The following is a 25467-nucleotide window of genomic DNA, read 5'->3' on the forward strand; positions in this document are numbered from 1 at the left end:
ATGTTAAATAAAATTATCACATTAATCATTACTGTTTTGGTTTGCACAAGTGGATTGGCACAAATAGAGGTTGATAGGGTTGAAGAGGATTATGTCACGAACGTCCAAACACCTATTATTATTGATGCAGCGCGAAGTGTTACAATCAAGCCTGACAGTCATCTAAAAAGTGGAAGTAATGTGTCTATCCATATAGATGAGGACGCCTATATACCACCAACTTTCACAACGGGAAATTATGTTTTCAGTAGAAATTATCAAACAGAGCTCACTGACCCAGACCAAATATCTAGCTTAACAGATGTTATTGAAAAGATTACGTATTATGATGGTTTGGGCCGCGCAAGCCAAGATATCGAAGTAAAGTATACACCCTATAGGTATGATCTTATAAAACCTTTTGAATATGACGATATAGGAAGGCAAGCAAAAGAGTTTTTGCCCTATAAGGCGCTAGGGGACAATGCTTTATATAGGTCTGATGCCCTTACCGCTGTAAATACATTTTATCTCTCTGAATATGGAGGGGATTTAAATTCCGGAAACCCAAATCCGTTTTCCGAAAAGGAATTTGAAGATGCTTTGCTGGGCCGTACTTCAAAACAGGCATCTCCCGGTTACGATTGGCGTCTGGGCGGAGGTAATGAAATCGAATTTGACTATAAGCTGAATAGTTCCTCTGACGGGGTGCGCTATTTTGAGGTGACTTTCACCAACGGAAATACCGAAAGCCCACAACTGGTTGAAAGTGGTTCATATGCATCCAACCAGTTGACACGAGAGGTAATAAAAGATGAAAATCATTCAGGTTCCGCGAAGAACCATACCAAGGAAGAATTTAAAGATAAGAGAGGTCGGGTGGTGCTGAAGAGAACTTATGCAGATACTGGGGGAAATACCCAAGTGCGACATGATACCTATTATGTGTATGATGATTATGACAACTTAACTTTTGTGATTCCACCGGAGGCATCAAAAAATACCACTATTTCCGCCACTATACTGAACAATATTTGCTATCAGTATAAGTATGATTTCAAGAACCGGTTGATTGAAAAGAAAATTCCGGGAAAGGGTGGTGCAAACAATGATTGGGAAACTATTGTATACAATGTAAATGATCAACCCATACTAACTCAGGACCCTAACTTAAAGACCACAGATTCCTGGTTATTTACAAAATATGATGCTTATGGAAGAATAGCCTATACGGGTAGAATGGTGCGTGATGCAAGCAGGGCCACACTACAAGGTGAGGCCAATAATGCTTCCGAAACCTTTGTAAGAAGAAAGGCCAATTATCAAGTTGATGGAGAGAATGTTGGCTACTATAACACGGCTTACCCAACCAGTAATATCACAGAAATCTACACTATTAATTATTATGACAACTATACAGGCTTTGATATGGAGGGATTATCCGTCCCTTCTACAGTATTTGGAATCTCCACAAATGTAAATGCAACAGGGCTTCCTACTTGCACCAAAGTTCGAATACTGGACTGGCCCCAAAACCTGTATACTTGGGTAACTACTGTTATTGGATATGACGAAAAAGGAAGGGTTATTTATGAGGTGCAGGAAACGCCTTATGCCTATGACTCTACCATTACCAATATCAAAGAATCCAGATTGGATTTTACAGGCCGAACCTTGGAAGCCAAAACCACCCACAAAAGAGTGGGAAGTGGAGACATTGTGACTACAGATATTTTTGAATATGATCATATGGGTCGTCTATTGACCCAGACCCAGACTTTGGGAGGACAGACAGAAGTGTTGGTAAGCAATGTATATGATGAACTGGGCAATGTAAAACAAAAAAAGTTGGGGAATACGGAGAGCAGTCCTCTACAGACCGTGGATTATAAATATAACATACGGGGATGGCTTAAGGAAATAAACAATGTGAACAGTTTAGGAAATGACCTCTTTGCGTATAAGTTGAATTTTAACAGTCCAGAAGTGAGCAGTCTGGGAGCGAACGCCTTGTACAACGGGAACATTGCCGAGACCCTATGGCGTTCAAAAAACGATGATGTAAAAAGGGCCTATGGCTTTACGTATGATGCCATGAACCGGATAAAAACTGCAGCCTTTACCGATAATATGGCCGCTAATACGGGGGAATACGCCACATCCTATAGCTATGATCTTAACGGGAACATTCAACGCTTGGTTCGTAATGGTTGGCAAAATAGCTCCGATTATGTAAATATGGACAATTTGGTATATAATTATGAAAACAATAATCCTAACAAACTGGTCAAGGTGCAGGACAATGGCAATGACAATTACGGGTTTAAGGATCTGGCAAATACAGCTACTGAATACCTTTATGACGCCAACGGTAACTTAACGGACGATGCCAACAAGGAGATTACCAACATTAGTTATAACCACCTTAATCTACCCGTAGGAATAACCTTGACTATAAATGGGCAAACAAGCTATATCAGTTACCTCTATGATGCCTCTGGGGCTAAACTAACGAAAACGGTTTTGGATCGGACTGTTACTCCAAATGTGACCACAACTACACTTTATGCAGGCAACCATGTTTATCAAAACGGGAGTTTAAAATTTATCAACCATGCGTTTGGTTATTTGGAACCCGCTACCGGAGGAACTTTTAATCATGCCTATCACCTAAAGGATTATACCGAAAGTGTGCGTATGTCTTTTATGGATACCAACGGTAATGGTAGTATTGATCCACAGACAGAAATTGTACAAGAAAACAACTTTTATCCTTTTGGTAAATTGCAAAAGGGGTATAATAGTATATTGAATGGCAGCGAATACACAATAAGAAGCTATCAAGCACAAGAACTGCACAATGAACTGGGACTAGAGTTAACGGAATTTAAATATCGTTTTTACGATGCTACAATGGCTCGGTTTTGGAATATTGATCCCAAGGCCGAAGACTACACCTATAATGCTACCTATACCTTTTCTGAAAATAAGTTAGGGATGGGTATAGAATTGGAAGGAGCAGAAGTCTATGATTTTGGATTATCTTGGCTAATTGTAAGAAGGGGACAAGAAGTAGCGGACCTGTTTAATGGAGGGCTTACCAAAATGTGGGAAGCAAGCACTAATGATAAAGTGGTCAATTCTATTTCTGCTAGTAAAAACCCAAGCTTTGATACGGAACGGGCAAGAATTGAACGGGCTACCAAATTATATACTGGTATGGGTGAGGTCGCCAAAGCAACTTCAGATGCAAGTCATTTTGCATTGGAGGTGGCCGGTGCTTCCCAGATACCTATTGTTGCAGAAGCAGCCGATGGAGTAAATGCTGTTTGGTATTATTATGATGGGGATTATGCGAATGCTACGCTTAGCGGAATTTCTTTAATACCTTTAGGTATTGGAGATGGGATTGGAAAAGGAGGGAAAGGACTATTGCTTCTGGGTAAAGCTCACAAACTCGATAGTTATACTTCGGAGTTACTAGAATCCACTTATAATATGTTTAGAGATGGGTTTGGGCTAGGTATTTCCGGAGTAGGAAAGTCAAACACTATCATTAAGGCTATGTATGAAACTGTCGATAGTGGAGGTAAAATACTATTTGATTTAGGTGATGTATCTCTTGATGCAGCAAAGAAGGGTTTCGATGGTAAATCATTTGATGAGATAATGGAATCAGGAAATGTAACAGAATGGGAATTGTCCAAAATTTTGAGAAATCCGGATTTATTAAACAATACAATGTTTCATCTTGACGGGGTTGAAAAAACTGCCACAGAGATTGGTGTTCAAGTAATTGAGTAACTATGCAAGATATAGATTTAATTAAAGGGTGTTTTATTCATAAAAGTATTGTACTGCCAAACTTATTGGTCTTACAGCTAAAACATAAATTATCCAATGAGAACGCTCAACTTAGTATTATGTTTAAGGATTTTGTCTATTACGAGGACATAAGACTTAATGATTTAAAGATTGCTGATTTTTCAATACAAAAAAGAATAGGGATGAAGCATGTATATTTAATCAATGATTTAAATAAAGACCCTAAACAATATAATTTGTTTTCGATTTTTGATTTAAATAAAGAGATTAAAATAAGTACAGGTATTAAGAAGAAAGTTGTAATTGAAGTTCTTTTCCGGCAGTTTATCTTATCGCATGACATTTATCATTATAAAAAAATAATCTAAAGGATTCTCTAGCTACTGCGAGTTTATAACTCGTGCGTGGTAAAGAACATGGGTAGGTAAATAAAAAAGGCCAGTTCTTTTAAGAACTGGTTTTTCCTTTTAAAGTAAAGGTGTTCCAATGTTACTTCTCATTCAAACCCAATATTTGGGTATAGCTATGCCTCACCTTCACCAGTAATTCCTTATCCAGAGCATCGATAATAAACTCCAACACCAGTTTTTCAGTATTCATTTCCAAAGAACCTTGTGCGAGGGGTCTGGGCAGTTGCTGCATTTCACTTTCATAAAATAGATGGGAGGTTGGGGTTGCAAACCGAAAAGAAAATCGGAAGGCGATATTGTCCACCACGTCCATTTTGGCAAGGGAGCCGGTTTTTAGTTTACGGATAATGATCCTGTCATTTGGCTTTTGTATTCGTTTTAAAAATTCTCCGCTGTGGTAGGTGTCAATTTCCAATTGACGAAAAGTGATTTTCAAAGTGTTTGTGAAGCCCTTTTCCAAAAAGTAGTTGATCTCCCCTAAAATATTGGACATAGTATTGTGGTTTTTCCGAATTAGAGGGGTTATACAGAGCGCACACCTCCGAAAATATCAAAATTATTCCATTTAACACATGTATGTGGTAAATAAATTGTTGCCCATGATGCAAATTGGGTCATGCGAAGAAAATACACCCAAGAAGATTTAGACTTTTTAAAAAAATTCGGAGAACATCTTCTGGAGTTACGTGAGAAGGCGGGGCTTTCCCAAGCTGCATTGGAAACGGATGCCAAAATGTCCAAAAACCAAATTGGGAGAATTGAACGTGGTGAGATCAGTACTTCAATCACAAACCTAAACCTTATTGCCAAAGCTTTAGATATTCAACTCAAAGACTTATTTGATTTTTCTTAAAGGAAAGGTGCTACTTTAGATTTCTCGCTTGCTCCTTCGACAAGCTCAGGATGACAGCTCGAAGTGACATTGATGCCCGTTTCGTCATTTCGAAGGAGCAAAGCGACTGAGAAATCTCTTAAGGAAAGCTGATTTTTTCTTTTCCGGCAGAATAGGTTGGGAAAATGCTGAGATTCAGGAACGGAGTGACGCAGCGTTTGCCAGCCGGTTTTCCACGTGTTGAAAAATTCCTTCGGAAAAGTGTCGTTTTCTTTGGTTCGTTTCTTTTGGACGAGCAAAAGAAATGGACATAAAACCACTCTGTTAAACAGTACATTTTTGCTCTAATTTGCCTCTCGAAAAGCAGTGCCAATTCTACAACAAAATTTTTAACATAAAAACGCCATTTTCAACCAAAATTATCCTTTTAAAAAGAAGGTCATGGAAAGTAATTTCTGTATTTTAGTCTTTATATTGACTACATGAAGCAGATAAATAAACTGATGTTAATAGGTATTGGAGTCCTACTCTTCTGGAACTGTAGCACTTATAAAGCCCAAAAACAAGAAGCTTTATTGAATTTCCCAGAACTGGGGACCTTGATCAAAACCAAAGGAGGTATATGGTACAATGCTGCAGAGCAGGTTGGAATACCCAAATGGTCCGTGTTAAAAGTGGATGTAAAACAACTTCCTTTTAATAGATCCAGTTATTTCTCCTATGCGCAGTACATGCAACAAGCTGGCAAGATCAATAGTATTTCCTATAATGATTCATTGCCGTACAAACCCAAATACTTGAGGCTAGAGCTTTTGGATAGGCTTGGATTTACCAATTTATTGAACAACGAAGCCCATGATAAACTTAGGGCCTATATTTCCAATGACGATGGCTATAAGTTGGTTACGGGCTTGAACATTACGGTTCCGGAGACCGAAATGCCCGGTTTTTTACATGCAGAGGCCATACAGTTGCAGAAAGATGAATATGGGAACATCATTTTAGTGGTCATTAATGGGGAGTTTGAAAAACGGTACTTTTTCTCCGAACTTCATGTATTTGGATATCAATATACCAATTTCTGTTGGGGAGAGGACCAATACCATAATCTAATCATAGAAAATTTAATTTCCGATGGAGAAAAGTGCCCCAAGGGCACCCATTTAAATGCCTCAAAAGTAAACGGAGACAAAGCATATCTCAAATTCTGACCCCTATGATGAACAAATTTAAGACTCTCTTTACCGTTATTTTTACCATTTCATACGGTTGTGAAGACATTTTAGAAGTACCGGATATTTCCAACCAGACTGTTACTATGTATGCTCCTTTAAACGAAACAGTGGTCAATGACAATGACGTAAATTTCAATTGGGATAAAGTCGAAGATGCCACGTCATATCGATTTCAATTGGCTGCTCCTGATTTTGATGCAACTCAACAAATGGTTCTAGACAGTATTTTTGAAGTGGATAGTCTAAATAGGGTAAGTACCCAAATCAAACAAACTTTAATCAATGGTAATTATGCTTGGCGCATTAAAGCCATGAACAGTGATTACCAAACCGTCTATACTCTGAGTGGTTTTCAAGTGAATGGTGATGAAAACTTGGACCTTATTCCACCCAAAACACCACAATTGGTAGCTCCAGCCAATGGAGCTTCGCAAAGTGAAGCGACCGTTGATTTTTCATGGACAAGAGAAGATGTACCTGGAACAGCAGAACGAGATAGTATTTTTGTCTATACTGATGAAAGCCTGCAAACGCTTTCCACAAAGGCCTTGGGAGCTAACAAGACCTATAGCGTCAATTTGGCCTCGGGCACTTTTTATTGGGTGGTCAGGGCCTATGACCTTGCAGGCAACAAAAGTGATATAAGCACTACCTTTAATTTTACTATCAGCAATTGAGTAAAAACATAAAAACATACTTGCTGTTGGGAATTGTGCTGCTTATTTGGGGCATTATAGGATTTAAAGTGCTTAGTGCTTTGTCACCGGAAGATGAAACCCTTGCATTGGCCGAAAATGTCAACTTTGAACCAAAAGAAGTAGCCGAGAAGGACACTTTTAATATTTTGGTAAATTATAGAGATCCATTTTTGGGAACATTGTCTCTTTCTAAAAAGAGAACCAAAAAGGTTGTCAAAAAAAGGGAGGTGCAATTTCCGAGTGTTAACTATACGGGGTTGATAACGGACCAAAATACCAAGAACCATATCTTTTTTGTGACTATTTCGGGTAACCAATATTTGATGCGTGTGGGCAATACACAGAGTGATGTTACTTTGGTAAGTGGTAGATCCAACAATATTAAGATACGCTACAAAGGCATTCTAAAGACCATACCTCTTCAAAATGCTACGCAATAAAAAGCTACAGGCCGGTTCTCTACAATTTGTACTGTTTATCGGTGCTGTGATTGCCGTTCTTTTATTGACTTTTACGCTATTGCACCATACCCATTCAATTTTTGATAAAAAAACTTTCAGGACAATTAATTTGATTAAAAGAACCGACTTTGCGCTTCAAAAGGCAATGAAGGAAAAGCTAAAATTGAATGATTCGGTGATATTGAATCTCGCACAAGATGATGGTATAAAAACAACTGTGGTGAAATCCCACTGGGGCATCTTTGAAAAATATGCGGTAATTTCTAAATTCAAAAAAAATAAATTTGTTAAAACGGCTTTGGTTGGAGGAAGAATGGACGAAGGTTTTTCTGCACTGTATCTTAAAGATAACGACCGCCCTGTGGTTATTGCAGGGAATGCCAAAATAACTGGAAACGTATATTTGCCTAAACAGGGCATTCGCCCTGGCAGTATTAGAGGACAATTCTATCAATTTACCAACCCGGTTTACGGAAATGTAAAACAAAGTACCAAAGTCTTGCCACCTGTAGATGATGAACTAAAGGCTTATCTCAGACACTTACTAATAGGCGGATTTGAGATGTCAAACGAAACTAATATCCGTTTTTCCAATCGGTTACACTTGTTAAATTCATTCGAATCTCCTACCCAATTTATTCAAGGAGATGTTTTACGGTTGTCAGATGTTAAACTAAGAGGGAATATTTTGGTGAAGGCAACGGATAAAATCATTGTAAGTAAAAGTGCCAATCTTCAAGATGTGTTACTGATTGCTCCTGAAATTGAAATTGAAAATGGGTTTAGTGGCAGGTTACAAGCAATTGCATCCAATCATATAAAAATGAACCGAAGGGTAAATTTGGAATATCCATCAGCTATAATTGTAGACAGAGGAGTGACACCTAACCCAAAGGAACCCAGAAAACCCAATATTGAAATTGGTTCGGATTCTTCTATAAAAGGTATTGTGGCCTATTTTGAGCGTACACAAGAGAATCAATTTTTTCCTCAGGTTGTTATTTCTGAAAAGGCTTTGGTTTATGGCGAGGTATTCTGTGAGAAGAACATTGAGCTAAAAGGTGATGTTATCGGGAATGTAACTACGAATGCCTTTATGGCTATGGAAAATGGAAGCGTTTACCAAAATCATCTGTTCGGAGGTACCATTAATGTTACCTTTTTGTCCGAACAATATGTGGGCCTATTATTGAACAAGCAAAAAGGAGTGTCAAAATGGCTGTATTAAAAAGAAGAATCAAAGCATCGACTTTGATGGAAACCATGGTGGCTACAGTGCTCATTGTAATTATTTTTATGCTTTCTAGCCTTATTTTAAATAACCTTTTTGTTGCTCAAGTAAAGGGAAACCTCCAACCAGTAAAGACTCATCTTGACCAAGTGGAATATTTATATTCCAATGGAAAATTGACCGTTCCATATTATGAAGAATGGAATGACTGGAATATCAGCATTCAAAATCAGAAGGACGGAACCGTGCTCCTAGAGGCTAAAGAACAGATTTATTCAGAATCCAGAACCTTAAAACGAATAGTTGATAATGTCGAGATTCTATAAAAAACTGAGTGCATTAACCTTGAGCGAGATGTTAGTGGTACTGTTGCTAACGATTATTGTAGTTGGACTGGCATTTTCTATTTTGGGACTCGTACAAAAACAAATGTTTGGAATTCAGGAAAATTATGAAAGGAAAACAGTTGACAATTTGCTGCAACAGGGTATGTGGATTGATTTTAATTCCAATTCCAGAATAGAATTTTCCAGTAAAACCAATTCCATAATGTTGAGTAATGAAATAGAAGAGAAACAATATGGCTTTTATGATGGTTATGTTACTCGTGGTCGGGATACATTTTTCACCGATTTTAAGGTTGGAAAGTTATATTTTCAAGGAAATGAGGTTATGGAAGGGATGATTGATGCTATTGAGTTATCTACTAATTATGAAAAAGAAAACGACAATATGATATTTGTATATAAAAAGAATACAGCTGCTGATTTTATGAACTAATGGGATTTAACCTAGAGAACATAGCTGCCAAAAAAGCGCAAAACGGTGCCGAACCAAAAAAGAAGGTTCCTCTTTTGGAAAGGGAACTTACCTTTTTTGGTAAATCTTTCTCTAACAAAAGGAAAGAGGACTTTTATACAGAGTTGGCAGTGTTGCTGAAAGCAGGTATCAATCTTAAGGAAGCTTTACTACTTATTGAAGAAGGGCAAAAAAAGGAACAACAAAAAGAATTGTTCAAAGATTTGGGAGAAAGCCTACTCTCTGGATCAAACTTTTCTGAAGCCATAAGACGTAAAAAAGAGTTTACTGAGTATGAGTATTATTCCATAAAAATAGGAGAGGAGTCAGGGACTTTGGATAGTATAACCAAAGAATTAGGTTCGTTCTATGCAAAAAAAAATGAACAGCGCAGAAATTTGGTGAATGCATTGACATACCCTATAATTATTTTAACAACTGCCATTTTGGTGGTCATATTTATGCTAAGGTTGGTAGTTCCTATGTTTCAGGATATTTTTAAACAGAACAATGTTGAACTTCCTTGGATAACCAAGTTTATTGTATCCGTTTCTGATTTTATTAAGGATTTTGGTTGGTGGATTGTCTTGATTTTTATTGGGGCATTGCTTTTACGAAAAGCTCTATTTGGCAATGATTGGTTTAAAAAACGCATGGATTACCTATTACTAAGTATGCCATATGTAGGAAGCTTTTTGAAAGCGGTCTATTTAGCTCAATTTACCAGGGCCATTAGCCTTTTGACCGCTTCCAAAGTTCCGGTTTTGAACAGTATCGAGTTGGCCGGTAAAATGATTGATTTTTATCCGTTAAGGGAAGCACTTGATTTGGTCTCGACTAAAATTATGCAAGGAGAAAACTTGAGTAATAGTTTAAAGGGCAACAAAATCTTTAGTAACAAAATGATTTCGATGGTAAAGGTTGCAGAAGAAACAAATCAAACAGAGTTCATGTTCGAACGACTTAACCAACAGTACAGCATAGAGGTACAACAAAAATCAAAGCTTTTGAGCACTTTGATGGAACCCATGATAATTTTAGTGGTTGGTATTTGTGTTGGAGTAATTTTAGTGGCTATGTATTTACCTATGTTCAAGTTGGGAAGTGTATTAGGGTGATTTCAACGCAATAATTTGGTTCAATAGTTTTATCCAAATAAAAAACCCAAGATTTAAATCTTGGGTTTTCCTTTGTAGCGAGAGGGGGACTTGAACCCCCGACCTCAGGGTTATGAATCCTGCGCTCTAACCACCTGAGCTACCTCGCCATGGTGCCGTTAAGCGGGTGCAAATATATAGCTTAATTTTTGCTCAATCAAAATTCAAATTAATTTATTATTTGATATTTATTTTTATATCTTCCCGAATAATATGAATGTCGAAAGGAAAAACCAATCATTAGAATGAGTGATAAGATTAAATTTGAAATAGAGTTTGTGATTCAAGCCTCTCCACAGTTGCTTTATCAATATATATCTACCCCGTCTGGCCTATCAGAATGGTATGCTGACAACGTTAATTCGCGAAGTGAATTGTTTACATTTATTTGGGATGGCGCTGAAGAAAATGCCAAGATGTTAAAGCGTAAGAGTGATGAGTTTGTAAAATTTGCTTGGGAGGAAAATGATGATGATAGCTATTTTGAAATGCGCATTATTGTAGATGAAATCACCAAAGACGTTTCTTTGTTCATTACCGATTTTGCGGATGATGATGAAGTAGATGAAGCTAAAATGCTCTGGGAAAACCAAGTGTCGGATTTAAAACAAGTACTTGGTTCAAAATAGAAGTATTCTTAACTAAAACGTATATTTGGCCTTGATTTTTTCAAGGCTTTTTTTATGGTCAATTTTAATGGCAACATTTTTCCAAGAGGCACCAATATTCTCAACTCCAACAATAGAGGTTTAAAATATGGGGATGCTCTCTTTGAAACATTACGGTACGTAAATGGCACTATCTTTTTTTGGGAAGACCATTATTTTAGATTGATGGCCTCCATGCGTATTCTTCGTATGGAGATTCCCATGAATTTCACCTTGGAATTTTTAGAGGAAGAAATTACAAAGACTATTCGGGAGAACAATTTTGGAAAAGATGCAATACGAGTGAGATTGAATGTTTTTAGAAATGATGGCGGTCTATATAAACCAGAAATCAACAAAGTGTCTTATCTAATAGAAACAAGCAAACTTGAATCTCCATTCTATCTTATTAATGACCAGAATTATGAAGTAGAACTTTTTAAAGATTACTATGTAAATAAGGACATGCTTTCCAATCTAAAGACTACCAACAAAATTTTGAATGTGGTAGCGAGTGTGTATGCAGAAGAAAATGGATATCAAAATTGTCTTTTAATCAATACTGATAAAAATGTAGTGGAAACCATTAATGGGAACCTTTTTATGGTCAGGAATGGAGTTATTAAAACCCCGCCTTTGAGTGATGGTTGTTTAAATGGAATAATTAGAATGAAACTCATTGAAATCATAACTTCATCTGAAGAACTTGAACTTTTGGAAGAGTCCATATCTCCTTTTGAACTTCAAAAGGCAGATGAACTTTTTACTACGAACAGCATTATCGGAATAATTCCAATATCAAAATATAGGAAAAAGGAATATGACAATACTATAAGCAAGAGTTTACTGGGTAAACTGAACGCCAAGGCAAGAATAGGATAATAGCTTTCTGTTTTAGTTTAGAGAAGGGTTTTCAGGAGCATTGGACCATAATAAATAATCTCCACCCAATTCTACCATTTTTTCCTTCCAAAATGCATTGGAAGATTTTTCCAAAATACTACTCTCATACTCATTTTGCACAACTACCCAAGATTTGGAAGAAAGTTCTTGATCTAGTTGGCTGGAATCCCAACCGGAATACCCAAGAAAGAAGCGGATATCTTGCTCTGAAATAGTTCCATTATTTATAAGTTCCACAGTCTTTTCAAAATTACCGCCCCAGAAAATACCATCAGAGATTTCAATACTATCATCAATAAGATGTGGAACTTTATGAATGAAGTATAGATTATCCTGTTCCACAGGCCCGCCATTAAAAACCTTAAAAGGAATCGTGATTTCTGAAATAAGATCATCTATGGTATAATCCAATGGTTTGTTAAGGATAAAACCAACAGAACCCTCATGGTTATGCTCAGCCAACAAGACCACGGAACGGTTAAAGGAAACATCACCCGTAAGTGTTGGTTCCGCTACCAATAATTTCCCTTTTTTAGGCTTATCGCTAACCATATTAAATGATTCTTATTACTAAATGTAACATATTATATGATAATTACAAAAACCTTCAAGAATTCCTTAAAATAAAAAAGCACCCCTTTTAAAGGGGCGCTTCGGTATATTTTAAAAACCTAATTGATTAGTTTACTGAACCGCTCAATTCTGCTCCTGCTTTGAACTTTACAACGTTCTTAGCTGCAATCTTGATAGTTTGTCCAGTTTGTGGATTTCTACCTTCTCTTGCATTTCTCCTGGATACTGACCAAGAACCAAAACCTACCAAAGAAACTCTGTTTCCTTTTTTAAGTGATCCCTCTACATTTCCTAAGAAAGACTCCAATGCTTTTTTAGCCGCTGCTTTAGTGATGCCTGCATCAGCTGCCATAGCATCGATTAACTCTGTTTTGTTCATAATGGAATTAAATTAATTGTTGTTAATATAATTTTAATGCTGAACAAATTTATACGGATTTGCGTGCAACGCAAGTAAAACCAAGGGAAATACAGCTTTTTGTTGATAACTTGAAACGTTTGTTGATAAAGTTGACCAAAAATATGGGCTTTTGTTAGCCTAGTGGTAGTAAGGGTTTAGCGAAGATGAGCATTTTTATCAAGGGTAAGGCCATTCAAAACTTCTCTTATGGTCATTTTTCTTTTACCTGATAATTGTACTTCCAAAAGTTGAAGGTATCCCCCTTCAACTGCCACCTTCATTTCCTTTTTATCCCAAAATAATTTTCCAACAGAATGGTCGTGTTCAGCATTTTCCATTGTTGTCTTATAAATTTTCATGCTTTCCTCTTTTCCATTATTTATTAAATAGGTCCAAGCCGTAGGGTATGGACTCAACCCCCTTATTAGGTTATGAATTTGGTCAATATGGACATTCCAATCTACTTTACATGTTTCTTTATAGATTTTGTGGGCAGGCCTTAGATTTTGAAAATGTTTTTGTGGAGTGCTCGACACATTTCCACTTTCAATTTGTTCACAGGTTTCAACCACAAGCTTTGCACCCAAATTCATTAATCGGTCATGCAAGGTTCCTACATTGTCCTCTTGGAATATGGGTTCCGTTTTTTGAAGGATAATATTACCGGTGTCTATTTTGTCATCAATAAAAAATGTGGTTACACCAGTTTCCGTATCTCCATTTATTATGGTCCAATTTATAGGTGCCGCACCACGATATTGTGGAAGGAGAGAAGCATGAAGGTTAAAAGTGCCATATTCTGGCATTTGCCATATTACCTTTGGTAACATTCTAAATGCCACTACAACCTGCAAATTGACTCTTAAACTTTTCAGGTCACTTAGAAACCCTTCATCCTTTAAGTTTGTAGGCTGTAGTATTTTTAAATCATGCTCTTCTGCAAATTGTTTCACCGCCGATTTTTGAATTTTCCTTCCACGACCTGCCGGTCTATCCGGAGCTGTGATAACTCCCACAACATTAAACCCAGCATCTAAGATGCTTTGCAGACTTCCCACCGCAAAGTCGGGAGTACCCATAAAAACTATGCGTAGCTTTTTATTCTTTGATTTTGTACTCATTCTTTTGATTAAGTTGTATTATTTGGTCTTCAAGCAGTCTTTGTAGAATTTCTAAAACAATTTTCTCATCATCATGCGTTAACAGCATCAATTGTCTAGAGGTAAGAGGAGATTTTTTTAGAAGGGAAATTATTTTATTCTCTAAAGTATCAGGCTCTACAATATTCTTTGCTGTACAAATATCGCATGTACCACATTTATCTTTGGTGCTTTCTCCAAAATAATTAAGCAAGAATACACTTCTGCATGTGGTTGTACTGTCTATGTAATCTACCATGGACTTCAAGTTGGTGTGTTTGATCTTGTTGAAGTCTTTTATCTTTTTTGCAAATGGATTAATGGTACGGTCATCCTCTCTGGGAACCAAAAAAGTGATTTCTATATCACTAGAAGAACTTTTGTAAGTAGCGATTCCATCATCATGTAATCGCATAAGAAGCTGCTTTACCCGTTTTTCGCTTTCACCGGTTTTTTTGGAGAGTAGAAGGATGTTTATTTTGGTGTCATGATCTGTAATTCCGCCATAAGTACGTAAAATGGTTTGAATTATAGCTGCAGAATTATGTTGTTTTCTGAGATACTCAAAGATTCCTGTTTTGGAAGCAACGAATTTCAAAGTAGTCTTCTCGTTGTAATTCTCAGATAACGAGATTACCGAGTTTTGGTCCAGTATGCGTAATCCATGATAGGTCATGTTCGGGTTCAATGCGTAACGTTTACAAAATGCATTGAATTCAAATTCCAAAGTTTCCTGAACTAATTCTCCATATGGAATTTGAAAATAATTGTTCAACTGAACATAAAGCTTTTTTATAAAAGAAACGTCTGGCAAAGTGGATAGGAATTGCTGTTTTGCCCTTTCTTTATCTTCATTGTTAGTTAGTAGAACCGCGGTTGAAGTTTTTCCATCTCTTCCAGCTCTTCCCGCCTCTTGAAAATAACTTTCTAAGCTATCAGGAATTTGATAGTGCACCACCAGTCTAACATTGGGTTTGTCCACTCCCATACCAAAGGCATTGGTGGCTACCATGATGTTAGTCTTTTGAGCTAGCCATGAATCAAGTTTTTCTTTTTTATCGTTTTTGGAAATACCTCCGTGAAAGAAAGAAGCTTTGAAACCGTTCTTGTTCAAAAAATCGGCAATTGATATGGTCATTTTTCGGGAACGTACATAAACAATACCGCTTTCCGGGTTGTCTTGGATTATTTTTTTTAAGTGATAAAGCTTATCCTCAGTTTTCTTTATTTTGAAAATAATATTTGCTCGGGAAAAGGAATCCTTAAAGACCTTTACTTGGTCCAACTTCAGATTTTCAACAATATCATCAACCACTTTTGGAGTGGCAGTGGCAGTTAAGGCAATCATCGGAGCGTTTGGTGCCAAATCTTTGAGAATGGCACAATCAAGATAAGCAGGCCTAAAATCGTTTCCCCAATGAGAGATACAATGGGCCTCATCAATAGCAAGAAGGTTTACGTTCATTTCCCGTATCCTTTCCTGAACCAACGATTGTTGCAAACGTTCAGGTGACAGATATAAGAATTTGTAGTTACCGTAGATGCAGTTGTCCAATAAATTGGTAACCTCCTCAAAAGAAATCCCTCCGATAAGTGCAATGGCTTTAATGTCTCTTTCCTTTAATTGGTTTACCTGATCCTGAATTAGGGCTACCAAAGGAGATACCACAATGCAAATGCCTTCTTGTGTTAATGCTGGAACTTGATAGCAAATAGATTTCCCTCCTCCGGTGGGCATCAAGGCAAGGACATCTTCACCTTTGATAACAGCATTGATGATTTTTCCTTGTGAGCCCCTAAAATCTTCATGGCTCCAAAATTCCCTTAAAATTGCTTTGGGTTGTTGCACTAAACTTGGTTAAGGGTTTCCAATATAAAAGCTACCCTTTCAGGTACAGGGTTTTTGGGAACCAGAATGGGATCATATCCAAATCTGGTGTATGTGTCCATTAAAGCATGGTGTATTTTCTGCGCTTCTTCATAGGTTTCCAATCGTTCATTGTCCGAAACATAAATTTCTTTCCAAGGTGGAGTTATAAAAATAGTGTTATAACGATTGTTTTGACAGCAATTAATAAACTCCTCTCCATATTCCTGACCAAAGAAATCCATATATGCCAATACATCTGGGATTCCGCGATCAAAAACACTAACAAGTGCCTTTGAAGTTAGCGATTCTTGAAAATGTGCAGCCCTTCCATACAATAGATCTTTATTGAACTGCATGGCATCATCAACAAAAACCAAGGGATTAGAAACCAAACCAGCGGGGTCACCTTCTTTTTTTGCTTTTGAGGTCATGTCCCTGATAATCTCATGATAACAATGAAACCCTTTTTCCTCCAGTCCATTTACAATGGATGTTTTTCCAGTTCCTGGAGCTCCGGTAATAACTACTTTTGTATGGTTCAAACACAAATATTTACAAACGCAAAGTAATGAAATAGGAAGAAGGAAAAAAAATTGTGCACTAACCCATATATTTGTAAAAAATAGCAACATGGAGAAGGAGAAATCCGATGAGTTTTATGCTAGATTGAAGGATCAGTTATTGGAAAACACCAAATGGCCATCCAATTACCTCTATAAATTCATTGTACCTACGGATGAAAAGAAGATTGGACAGATCAATGACATTTTTAATAACACAGGAGCTGTTATTGAGTCCAAGAAATCGAAAAAGGGAACTTATACGAGTATTTCCATTACTGTACATCTAAACAACCCGGATGAGGTAATAGCAAAGTACAAGGAGGTAAGCACTGTTGAAGGGGTAATTTCCCTTTAGAATGGCTGATTGCCATAATTTTATTAATTTGCAGACGTTATTGGATATACTTCCCGATAATTTAATTTCATTAAATACTTTAATTTGAATCTAGTAGAAAACTTAGAATATAATACAGAGCGACCTAAGCTCTTCATTCCAGAGTACGGACGTCATTTTCAAAAAATGGTTGACCATGCTGTTTCCATTGCAGACAGAGAGGAACGAAATAAGGTGGCAAAGTCCATTATCAGTGTAATGGGTAATCTTCAACCCCACTTGCGAGATGTTCCCGATTTTCAGCATAAACTATGGGATCAACTTTTTATCATGTCCGATTTTAAATTGGATGTTGATTCTCCGTTTCCAATAACCCCAAAAGAGGTTTTACAGCAACGTCCCGAACCTTTGGAGTATCCGCAGAATTTTCCAAAGTACAGGTTTTATGGAAACAATATCAAAAGGATGATAGATGTGGCCATAAAATGGGAAAAAGGAGATATGCGTTCAGGTTTGGAATATGCCATTGCAAACCATATGAAAAAATGCTACTTAAATTGGAACAAGGATACTGTTGAAGATTCGGCAATTTTTGCTCATTTGAAAGAGTTGAGTGATGGACAGATAGATCTTGCTCCAGATGGTGAAAGCTTGACAGATAGTGGCCAGTTCCTTAAAAACCGTTTGGCAAAATCCAACAGAAATGGTGGTGGAAATTACGGTAAGAAAGGACAACGAAACAATAGAGGCAAAAAAAGGTACTAAATTCCAAAGGAATTCATGGGAACATTTCGAATAGAGGGTGGACACCAACTGCATGGTGAAATTACACCTCAAGGTGCAAAGAACGAAGCATTGCAGATTCTTTGTGCAGTACTACTTTCCGCGGAGAAGATTACAATAAATAACATTCCGGATATTATTGATGTCAATAAGCTAATTGCCTTATTGGAAGATTTGGGAGTAAAAATCCAGAAAAAAGGGAAGGGCTCTTATACCTTTAAGGCTGATGACATTAACTTGGATTACCTGCAATCTGATCAATTTAAGCAAGACGGCCGTGGGTTACGAGGCTCCATTATGTTGGTAGGACCGTTATTATCCCGATTTGGGAAAGGTTACATCCCCAAGCCTGGCGGGGATAAAATTGGAAGAAGACGTTTGGACACCCATTTTGAAGGCTTTATTAAATTGGGTGCTAAGTTCAGATATAACAGAGAGGAGCATTTCTACGGGGTAGAGGCGGAAAAATTGAAAGGCACTTATATGCTTTTGGATGAAGCTTCTGTGACAGGAACCGCAAATATTGTAATGGCTTCTGTGTTAGCTGAAGGAACCACCACTATATATAATGCTGCATGTGAACCCTATTTACAACAACTGTGCAAGATGTTGAATAGGATGGGCGCGAAGATATCAGGTATTGGTTCTAATCTTTTAACTATTGAAGGTGTTGAGTCCCTTGAAGGAACAGAGCATACCATGTTGCCGGACATGATTGAAATAGGTAGTTGGATTGGATTGGCAGCCATGACAAAGAGCGAACTCACTATTAAAAATGTGAGTTGGGACGATTTGGGGCAAATCCCCAATGCTTTTCAAAAATTGGGTATTCAATTGGAACGCAAGGGAGATGATATATTCATCCCCAAACATAAGGAAGGCTATGAGGTGCAAAATTATATAGATGGATCCATTCTTACCATTGCCGATGCTCCATGGCCAGGATTAACTCCGGATTTATTGAGTATTCTGTTGGTAGTTGCCATTCAAGCTAAAGGTGAAGTCGTAATTCACCAAAAAATGTTTGAAAGCCGACTTTTCTTTGTGGATAAGCTAATAGATATGGGTGCAAAGATTATTTTATGCGACCCTCACAGGGCTACGGTCATTGGCCATGATTTTAAATCAACGTTAAAGTCTACTACAATGGTATCTCCTGATATTAGAGCGGGGGTTTCATTGTTGATAGCCGCCTTATCGGCAAAGGGAACATCTGTAATCAATAACATTGAGCAGATAGACCGTGGTTATGAGAATATAGATGAGCGTTTAAGGGCGATTGGAGCCAAAATTGACCGGGTGTAGTTTTCCAATATCCTTCCAAGTAATTAATTTTGCATTACTTTTTTTAAGTTTGGATTTGATATGATCACTGGTGAAAGTATCAAAATCAATTTGTCGCCATTTAGAGCCAAAATTAGGATGGTTGACTGTGATTCCTTTCATTTCAGAATCATCAAATGCAGGGTGGATTAAAATTATGTTCAGTCCTTCGACCAATTTGTCAAATACTTGGCTGTAGTAATCTTGAAGTTCTCCTTTTTCAAAATAATCATAATGACCAATGTGGACTTTGTCCACCAGCAAATCATCCTCTTCAATATTATTATCTGCATTTATGCCAGCCATTTCCATTAACTGCGGATTCAATAATATAGGTAAACCATATTTTTTACCCAACCCTTTATAAACGTTAAGCAATTCAGGTCTTGAACCTACACTATACATATGGGAATCTAAATGGGTTGGAGTTAGACCAAACTGCATCGCTTTTTCAATTTGGGCCGTAAACTCTTTTTCAACTTCCTCAGGAATGGCATTATTTCTTGCTGCTTCCCTGGTTTTATAAAAATGGCCATTTTCATTCACCAAACTGGAAACTTCAGAGACAGGTAAAACAGGTCCGAACTTATAATTTTCCCATTCACAAGTGAGTGTTAAGTGAACTCCATGGTCAAAACCAGGATTAGTTTTGGCGAAAAGCGCGGCTTCATAAAACCAAGGACAGGGTACCATTATGCTATATGAATTTACAACCCCAGTCTGAAGCGATTGAAAGGTTGCTCTATTTTCAGAATGGGATAATCCGGCATCATCTGCATGGATAATGAGAAGTTTTGCGTCTTCGGAATAACCAAGTGCCGTTGATAAATTCATAAAATCATTCCTTTTCAATCAAGCGCCCATCAGGATACAATGCAAAGCGTCCCTTGTCTTTATCATGAACATTATCGGGGTAGGGCCAAGGCCATCCTCCAAATTGGGTAAGGCCATATTCTTTCATGGCATCCCTAATTTCTTGTTGGGTATTCATTACAAAAGGACCATGCTTTACAATAGGTTCATCAATGGACTTTCCTTGCAACAATAAAAAATGAGCTTTTACATTTCCTGTTGTAATGGTCACATTTTGAAAAGGGTCTAAGGCAATCCCAAAATCTGGATGTATTTTTTTGTCTCCAATTTCAATCTCACTACCTTCATAAAAATAGAGCGTTCGAGTCACTAGTGAGTTGGTCCTTGGCAATGTATATTTGGAATTGGCGTCTACGTGAATGTTCCAAATAACAACTTCATTTTCAGTTTTGGCTGCCCATGAATTGGGAGCGGGATCATTGGCTTGAGTACCCTTGTAACTCCCTGCTATTACCTTGATTTGGGCATTTTCTTCCTGAATAATTGGAATATCTTCATGCCACAACATTTTAAAGTGTGGTTCCACAAACTTATCAGCTTTTGGAAGATTTAACCAGATTTGAAAAAGTTCCAATGGATTGTCCTTTTCGGTGTTTAGTAAAGGAAACATTTCAGAATGTTGCACTCCTCTGCCTGCCGTCATCCATTGGACATCACCATCGCCAAATCTACCTGCGGCACCTAACGAATCGGAATGGTCACAAAAACCTTTATTTACTATAGTGATGGTCTCAAAACCACGATGCGGGTGATAGGGGAATCCTGGTATGGTTTGACCATGGTACATGCGCCAACCATCTTTTATAGTGAAATCGTTACCCAAACTCCGTCCTTCAAGGAGTAATGGGTCAGGTCCCATTTGTTCATTCCCTTTAGGGTAATGATCCAGATGATAGACACAGAATAAAAAGGGATCTTGGGTTTGCCAGGGAAAACCTAAAGGAAAAATTTGAAGTATGGCATCGCTCATAGCTAGTGTTTTGCAGTATTTATCTCAACCCAATAACCCTCAGGGTCTTGAATGTAAATTTGTTTTACCCCATCCGCCCGGTCGGTTACAGAACCTTTGTTCCCAGGCCAATCATAAAAAGCTATATTTTTAGTCAAAAGCCTTTCTATAAAGCCTTCTAGGTCATCCACGGACAAACACAAATGCATGCTCTTGTTTTTTTCGAAAGGAGCAAAACCTTTTTTAATAAGGTGCAGTTGTGAATTTCCATACATATTGAACCAGCGGAAACCTGATTTCTTCTCTGGATGCGGAATTTCCTCGAAACCAAAAACTTCTTTGTAAAAATCACCAGTTTTCATCAAATTGGTTACGACCAAGGAATGATGGTCGAAAACAAAATTGGGAATATTTTCGCTTAATGACTTGAACTGGGTTTTTAGATAAGCTTGTTTCCATTGCCCTTCTTCATAACTTCCAACCGTAAAGTTGTACGTATTTTCATCCACATACTCCCAATAATCGGTAACAACAGATTCTCCATAGCCATACGTATAGATTATGTCCTTGCCATCAGTTCTAACCTCACCTTTGGTAACTCCTCCGAAAACATCGAACTCCCAAAACTTGATGGTATTAGTTTCTTTATCAAATTTTCGAATTCCATGATTTCTTGGACCGTACGAAGTTTGTTCTTGATTTGTGAAACCTTTAGAATGAACCAATACCAAAGTACTGTTCAAACTATACTCGAATTGAATTTCTTGTTTGAACTTTGCACCATTACCCCATGCTCCTTCCGCACACCAAGTTTTTCCTATTAAATTCTCAAAAATGGATAATGGTTCTTGTCCATGACCTAGAATGAAAGCCCCTAAGGTCAACAATAACATAAACTTTTTAATCATTCTAATGGTTTTGAATAGGGTTGTATTTAGTTTTTTTGATTATGGTTTTTAATTGTTTCCTATTGGTGGTGGACCGTCGATCATAGCCTTGTATTTTTCATCACCTTTTCTGGTCTTGAATTCTTCTTTCACTTTGGTTACCAGTTTTGGATTTTCAAACAGATCGGCCATGGTCATTGCCATTGCCTTTGAGGCATAGACCATACCTTTGTGACCAATGCTCATTCCTCCACATGCAACAACGGCCCATGAGTGCCAAGGTGTATCTTTTGGTGCAACGGTAACACTCAGATTGATATTGGGAACATTCCAGCTTACATCACCAACATCAGTAGAACCTCCTCCTGGATTTTTTGCAGTTTCTTTTAGAGGTTCAATTTTGCTGTCCATACCCACTTCTGGTTTTCCTGTAGCTTTTTGAATGGCTTTTCCAAAAGTAGTTTCTTCTTCAGTGTAAGTAATTGGACCCAGAAGTTCCAAATTCTTTTGCATGATTTCACCTCCAGTTCTGTTCACCAATACTTCATAAATTCCGGATACCAAGGATATTTTGTAGTCTACATTGGCCATAATAGCGGCTCCTTCTGCCATTTTCTTGACTTGTTCGTAAGTTGGAAGCATTATTTTCCGTTTTGGATCACGAACCCGTACCCAGATTTTTGAATAATCAGGAACAACATTGACTACTTGCCCACCATCTTGTATGTGATAATGAATTCGGGAGGTTGGTTTAATATGTTCTCTGTAATAATTGATTCCAGTAGTATAAAGTTCCAATGCATCTGAAGCGCTACGTCCGTTCCATGGATCGGCAGAAGCGTGGGCAGCTTGACCATAGAATTCCACAATAAAATCAATCAATGAAAGGCCACTTTGCACATCTGCTTCAATATTGGCACTTGGATGCCAGCTTATATTCACATCAACATCTTCCCATAGACCAGCTTCTACCATCCAGACTTTGGCAAAGTATTTTTCTTCCGCGGGAGTTCCCAGAAATTTTACGGTACCTTTTAATTTTCCAGCTTCAATTTGCTCTTTTATGGCAATGGCAGCACCTAAACTTGCTGCACCAAACATATTATGACCACACCCATGGCCAGGTGCACCAGTTGTTACCGGGTTTTTGGCTGGTACGGTTTTTTGTGAAAGTCCGGGTAGGGCATCAAATTCACCTAATACACTGATCACTGGTTTGCCAGAACCGTAGGTAGCTGTAAACGCAGTAGGAATATCAGCAACACCACGGGTTACCTTCAATCCATTTTTCTCAGCGTAATCTGCCAATACTTCGGCGGATTTTGACTCATTAAACGCAGTTTCGGCCAAAGCCCAAATGGAATCACTTATTTGAATCAGATTTTCTTTGTGAGCTTCAACAGATGCAATAATTGCTTTTTTGTTGGAACTTAATTTTTGTGCAGTTAGGTTTATGGAAACCATACAAAGCAGTACTAAGGTTGCAAATCGCTTCATTTTATTTAGTTTGAATTAGTCCGAATTATAGAGGTAAGTACTTTTGGGCCACAACTTCATATTTTCATTGGAGGCCCTAAAATAAAACCGGGTATTAAAAATACTGAAAAAGCATTAACCTATGGCTTCTTTGTAAACTTTTAGGCAACGCTCTCGAGCCATTTTATGATCTACCATAGGAGTAGGATAAGTGAACTCTTGAAATTCCGGCACCCATTTGTTAATGTATGCTTTCTTGGTGTCGAATTTAGCAATCTGCGTTATTGGATTGAAAATCCTGAAATATGGTGCTGCATCTACACCGCTACCGGCTGCCCATTGCCAGTTGCCCACATTGCTGGCCAACTCATAATCCAATAGTTTTTGAGCAAAATAGGCTTCGCCCCAACGCCAATCTATAAGCAGGTGTTTGCAAAGAAAACTGGCAACTATCATGCGGACACGATTGTGCATATATCCAGTGGCATTAAGCTGGCGCATACCTGCGTCTACAAAGGCATAACCTGTTCTCCCAGTTTTCCAAAGTTCAAATTCCTTCTCGTTGTTTTCCCAAACTATTCGGTCATATTTTGGTTTAAAGGATTTGTTGACAGTATGTGGAAAATGCCAAAGAATCTGCATAAAAAACTCTCTCCAAATGAGTTCGTTCCAAAAAACTTCATTTTTCTCGGCAATTACCTTTTTTACAATTTTTCTTATTGATATTGTACCAAATCTAAGGTGTGGACCTAAAAATGATGTGCCATTTTCATTGGCTGGAAAATTTCGTGTATCCTCATAGTTTTGAATTAAACCAGATGAGATGTTGTGCCCTGTAACTAGAATGTTGGAAGGTTCAAAACCAATATCGCTAAGACTCAGATTTGGAATTTCTTTAGATTTATATACTTTTTCAAAGTTGGAATAGGTATCAAAATCGATAAGATCTGTGGTCGAGTTAAATCTTTCCTTCCATCTTTTTTTGTAGGGTGTATAAACCACATATGGGTTACCATCTCCTTTGACCACCTCATCTTTCTCAAAAATCACCTGATCTTTGAAGGATTGAAAATTGATATTTTTCTTCGCCAAAAGGCTTTGAACCTCGGCATCACGTTGAATAGCATACGGTTCGTAATCATGGTTGGTGTATACGGCATGGATTATATATCGTTCTTGAAGTTGCTCAAAAACGGAAATCGGTTTCCCCAAATACATGGCAATTCCGCTTTGAAAATGTGATTTTAGTTCGTAGTTCATTTTTTGAAGCTGTCCATGAAAAAAAGATACCCTTGCATCATTGGTTGGAAGTTTTTCCAAAATTTCAGTGTCAAAAATAAAAATTGGCAGCACGGGAAAACCACTTTGTAGGGCATGATATAGACCTACATTATCATCTAACCTAAGGTCACGTCGAAACCAAAATATAGCGACCTTTTCCTTCATATTGATTTTATTTCTAAAGAACTTTGCATTCGTTCAATCCTACCAAAAAGTTCAGCAAGTTTTTGTTCACGGTACTTAAATATCTTGATCAATTGTTTTTTTACCAAGATAGGGTGCATTAATTGACCTAGAATACCTAATGGCAATTTATAATCAATTATATCTTCCATTTGAACACCGCCTTCAACCTCTTCAATAAAATGCTTGTGATGCCATAAAGCGTAAGGTCCAAAGCGTTGTTCGTCTACAAAGTAGCTGTTTTCTTCCATGTGGGTAATCTCAGTGACCCATTTTGTGCTTATACCAGGAAACGGACTTACCTTATATTGAATAATTTGCCCTGGATGCATTTTTTTATCACTACCTGAAAGAATACGGAAACCCATATGCTCAGGTGTAATCTCTTTTAAGTTTTTTGGGTTTTTTAGAAAATCCCATGCCTTTGTTTTTGATATTGGCAAAGTCTGAACAGCGTGGAGTTGATATAAGCGCATACTACTTTTTTATAAAAATAGAACATTTTGTTTAATATTTTTATATATAAATTAAACAAAATTAATTTATAGCTAATTTCTCCAAAAAAAAATCCCCAGAAATTATATTTGAAATTTCTAAGGGTTTTCTTTTAAGTGTTTCTTAACAAACCTACCTTGCCTTTATATTTAGTTTTGTTTT

27 protein-coding genes and 1 tRNA gene are annotated in these 25467 nt (G+C 37.5%); 15 read left to right on the forward strand and 13 right to left on the reverse strand.

Annotation, left to right across the window (positions count from 1 at the left end; translation table 11 throughout):
• Window positions 1–3783: a DUF6443 domain-containing protein gene (locus CRO15_RS07390; RefSeq protein WP_133067230.1), complete on the forward strand. Its 3783-nt coding sequence runs from the start codon at window positions 1–3 to the stop codon at window positions 3781–3783.
• A 2-nt stretch (window positions 3784–3785) separates the two neighbouring features.
• Window positions 3786–4172, forward strand: coding sequence for a hypothetical protein (locus tag CRO15_RS07395; protein WP_097045172.1), 387 nt, complete (start codon window positions 3786–3788; stop codon window positions 4170–4172).
• Between the two features lie 121 nt (window positions 4173–4293).
• Here the strand turns inward: CRO15_RS07395 and CRO15_RS07400 are convergent, their stop codons facing one another.
• Window positions 4294–4707, reverse strand: coding sequence for a hypothetical protein (locus tag CRO15_RS07400; protein WP_097045173.1), 414 nt, complete (start codon window positions 4705–4707; stop codon window positions 4294–4296).
• 123 nt (window positions 4708–4830) lie between these two features.
• Between CRO15_RS07400 and CRO15_RS07405 the strand changes: the two genes are divergently transcribed.
• From CRO15_RS07405 to CRO15_RS07445, 8 genes are all read left to right on the forward strand, one after another.
• Entirely contained in the window at window positions 4831–5067 is a 237-nt protein-coding gene (locus CRO15_RS07405) for a helix-turn-helix domain-containing protein (RefSeq protein ID WP_097045174.1), read from the forward strand.
• 461 nt (window positions 5068–5528) lie between these two features.
• A complete protein-coding gene (locus tag CRO15_RS07415) occupies window positions 5529–6257 on the forward strand; it encodes a hypothetical protein (RefSeq protein WP_097045176.1) in 729 nt (242 codons plus the stop codon).
• 5 nt (window positions 6258–6262) lie between these two features.
• Window positions 6263–6958, forward strand: a complete 696-nt coding sequence (locus tag CRO15_RS07420; RefSeq protein WP_133067231.1) for a hypothetical protein — start codon at window positions 6263–6265, stop codon at window positions 6956–6958.
• Window positions 6955–7419, forward strand: a complete 465-nt coding sequence (locus CRO15_RS07425) for a hypothetical protein (protein WP_097045178.1) — start codon at window positions 6955–6957, stop codon at window positions 7417–7419. Before CRO15_RS07420 ends, CRO15_RS07425 begins: the two co-directional genes overlap by 4 nt.
• Entirely contained in the window at window positions 7406–8668 is a 1263-nt protein-coding gene (locus CRO15_RS07430; RefSeq protein ID WP_097045179.1) for a hypothetical protein, read from the forward strand. The genes CRO15_RS07425 and CRO15_RS07430 overlap by 14 nt, the downstream gene beginning before the upstream one ends.
• Window positions 8656–8997, forward strand: coding sequence for a hypothetical protein (locus CRO15_RS07435; protein ID WP_097045180.1), 342 nt, complete (start codon window positions 8656–8658; stop codon window positions 8995–8997). Before CRO15_RS07430 ends, CRO15_RS07435 begins: the two co-directional genes overlap by 13 nt.
• Entirely contained in the window at window positions 8981–9451 is a 471-nt protein-coding gene (locus tag CRO15_RS07440; RefSeq protein ID WP_133067232.1) for a PulJ/GspJ family protein, read from the forward strand. The genes CRO15_RS07435 and CRO15_RS07440 overlap by 17 nt, the downstream gene beginning before the upstream one ends.
• Window positions 9451–10587 (forward strand): type II secretion system F family protein, encoded by a 1137-nt coding sequence (locus tag CRO15_RS07445; RefSeq protein WP_097045182.1) that lies wholly within the window; start codon window positions 9451–9453, stop codon window positions 10585–10587. The genes CRO15_RS07440 and CRO15_RS07445 overlap by 1 nt, the downstream gene beginning before the upstream one ends.
• Window positions 10588–10662: 75 nt before the next feature.
• On the opposite strand, the gene CRO15_RS07450 is transcribed toward CRO15_RS07445, so the two are convergent.
• Window positions 10663–10736, reverse strand: a tRNA-Met gene (locus tag CRO15_RS07450).
• 135 nt (window positions 10737–10871) lie between these two features.
• On the opposite strand from CRO15_RS07450, the gene CRO15_RS07455 reads away from it, so the two are divergent.
• Window positions 10872–11255 (forward strand): START-like domain-containing protein, encoded by a 384-nt coding sequence (locus CRO15_RS07455; RefSeq protein ID WP_097045183.1) that lies wholly within the window; start codon window positions 10872–10874, stop codon window positions 11253–11255.
• Between the two features lie 54 nt (window positions 11256–11309).
• Window positions 11310–12155: an aminotransferase class IV gene (locus tag CRO15_RS07460; protein ID WP_097045184.1), complete on the forward strand. Its 846-nt coding sequence runs from the start codon at window positions 11310–11312 to the stop codon at window positions 12153–12155.
• A 12-nt stretch (window positions 12156–12167) separates the two neighbouring features.
• Here the strand turns inward: CRO15_RS07460 and CRO15_RS07465 are convergent, their stop codons facing one another.
• The 5 genes from CRO15_RS07465 to CRO15_RS07485 form a co-directional block, all read right to left on the reverse strand.
• The gene (locus tag CRO15_RS07465; RefSeq protein WP_097045185.1) at window positions 12168–12728 is read right to left on the reverse strand and encodes a YqgE/AlgH family protein; all 561 of its coding nucleotides are present in this window, start codon (window positions 12726–12728) and stop codon (window positions 12168–12170) included.
• A gap of 127 nt (window positions 12729–12855) precedes the next feature.
• Complete coding sequence (locus CRO15_RS07470) at window positions 12856–13128, reverse strand: HU family DNA-binding protein (protein ID WP_073176939.1); 273 nt, start codon at window positions 13126–13128, stop codon at window positions 12856–12858.
• 176 nt (window positions 13129–13304) lie between these two features.
• A complete protein-coding gene (gene fmt, locus CRO15_RS07475) occupies window positions 13305–14270 on the reverse strand; it encodes a methionyl-tRNA formyltransferase (RefSeq protein ID WP_097045186.1) in 966 nt (321 codons plus the stop codon).
• On the reverse strand, window positions 14248–16137 hold the full coding sequence (locus tag CRO15_RS07480) for a RecQ family ATP-dependent DNA helicase (protein ID WP_097045187.1): 1890 nt from the start codon (window positions 16135–16137) through the stop codon (window positions 14248–14250). Before CRO15_RS07480 ends, fmt begins: the two co-directional genes overlap by 23 nt.
• A complete protein-coding gene (locus CRO15_RS07485; RefSeq protein WP_097045188.1) occupies window positions 16137–16700 on the reverse strand; it encodes an AAA family ATPase in 564 nt (187 codons plus the stop codon). Before CRO15_RS07485 ends, CRO15_RS07480 begins: the two co-directional genes overlap by 1 nt.
• A gap of 88 nt (window positions 16701–16788) precedes the next feature.
• On the opposite strand from CRO15_RS07485, the gene CRO15_RS07490 reads away from it, so the two are divergent.
• From CRO15_RS07490 to murA, 3 genes are all read left to right on the forward strand, one after another.
• Window positions 16789–17076, forward strand: a complete 288-nt coding sequence (locus CRO15_RS07490) for a DUF493 family protein (protein WP_097045189.1) — start codon at window positions 16789–16791, stop codon at window positions 17074–17076.
• An 84-nt stretch (window positions 17077–17160) separates the two neighbouring features.
• Complete coding sequence (locus tag CRO15_RS07495) at window positions 17161–17820, forward strand: DUF4290 domain-containing protein (protein WP_097045190.1); 660 nt, start codon at window positions 17161–17163, stop codon at window positions 17818–17820.
• A 15-nt stretch (window positions 17821–17835) separates the two neighbouring features.
• Window positions 17836–19143 carry a UDP-N-acetylglucosamine 1-carboxyvinyltransferase gene (gene murA / locus CRO15_RS07500; protein ID WP_097045191.1) on the forward strand — a complete coding sequence of 436 codons (1308 nt, stop codon included), beginning with the start codon at window positions 17836–17838 and terminating at the stop codon, window positions 19141–19143.
• Here the strand turns inward: murA and CRO15_RS07505 are convergent.
• The 6 genes from CRO15_RS07505 to CRO15_RS07530 all read right to left on the reverse strand — a co-directional run bounded on the left by CRO15_RS07505 (window position 19108) and on the right by CRO15_RS07530 (window position 25286).
• A complete protein-coding gene (locus tag CRO15_RS07505; RefSeq protein WP_097045610.1) occupies window positions 19108–19995 on the reverse strand; it encodes a polysaccharide deacetylase family protein in 888 nt (295 codons plus the stop codon). The two genes, murA and CRO15_RS07505, sit on opposite strands and share 36 nt — an antisense overlap.
• Window positions 19996–19999: 4 nt before the next feature.
• Complete coding sequence (locus CRO15_RS07510; protein WP_097045192.1) at window positions 20000–21004, reverse strand: pirin family protein; 1005 nt, start codon at window positions 21002–21004, stop codon at window positions 20000–20002.
• Window positions 21005–21006: 2 nt separating this feature from the next.
• Window positions 21007–21891, reverse strand: coding sequence for a VOC family protein (locus CRO15_RS07515; RefSeq protein ID WP_207763840.1), 885 nt, complete (start codon window positions 21889–21891; stop codon window positions 21007–21009).
• A gap of 48 nt (window positions 21892–21939) precedes the next feature.
• Entirely contained in the window at window positions 21940–23367 is a 1428-nt protein-coding gene (locus tag CRO15_RS07520) for an amidohydrolase (protein WP_097045193.1), read from the reverse strand.
• 114 nt (window positions 23368–23481) lie between these two features.
• A complete protein-coding gene (locus CRO15_RS07525; RefSeq protein WP_097045194.1) occupies window positions 23482–24792 on the reverse strand; it encodes a cryptochrome/photolyase family protein in 1311 nt (436 codons plus the stop codon).
• Entirely contained in the window at window positions 24789–25286 is a 498-nt protein-coding gene (locus CRO15_RS07530; protein WP_097045195.1) for an SRPBCC family protein, read from the reverse strand. The genes CRO15_RS07525 and CRO15_RS07530 overlap by 4 nt, the downstream gene beginning before the upstream one ends.
• Window positions 25287–25467: the final 181 nt, after the last annotated feature.

The organism is Flagellimonas pacifica, from assembly GCF_900215465.1.
In the GTDB taxonomy this organism is placed as follows: Bacteria; Bacteroidota; Bacteroidia; order Flavobacteriales; family Flavobacteriaceae; genus Flagellimonas; species Flagellimonas pacifica.